The 524-nt window shown below is 66.0% G+C and carries 1 pseudogene; it reads right to left on the bottom strand.

From position 1 onward, the window contains the following. Positions 1-524 (bottom strand): annotated as a pseudogene (locus C5F75_RS36030) (hypothetical protein); the annotation flags it as partial.

The following is a 524-nucleotide window of genomic DNA, read 5'->3' as shown; positions in this document are numbered from 1 at the left end:
CTGCCGTCGCCGCCCCGTTGCAGCCGCTCCCATTCGTCGGCCAGCGCGGTATCGAGCGCGCGGCGATTGTGCAGGCCCGTGAGCGGGTCGGTTCGAGTGAGCTCGGTCAGCAGCGTCTGCTTGCGAAGGTTGTCGCGCAACGCGAACGCTAGCAGCCAGACCACGGCGCAGAACAGCGTGCTGATCACGATGGCCGACACGCCGACCGTCCACGACAGACGACGGATGCCGGCCAGCACGTCGCTTTCGGCCGGCGCGACGACCGCGATCAGCGGCGTGCCCGGTATCCGCTGGTACGTATACAAGCGCACGACGCCGTCGATGCTCGAACGGGCGGGATAGAAGCCCGATTCGCTGTTCACCATCCGCTTGAACGATTTCGAGCGACGCAGGAGATTCATCTGGCCGTCGTTCAATGACGGGTTTCTCGCGAGGATCGTGCCGTCCGCGCGCACGATCGCGCTGACCCCGTTCGGGCCGACGTCGAGCCGGGACAGGAGCTGCTCGAAGTAAGCGAGATCGAT

It is taken from the genome of Burkholderia anthinoferrum (genome assembly GCF_002925705.1).
Lineage (GTDB): Bacteria > Pseudomonadota > Gammaproteobacteria > Burkholderiales > Burkholderiaceae > Burkholderia > Burkholderia semiarida.
The sequence above is the reverse complement of the archived record's forward strand: the minus strand, read 5'-3'. Positions and strand labels throughout refer to the sequence as shown.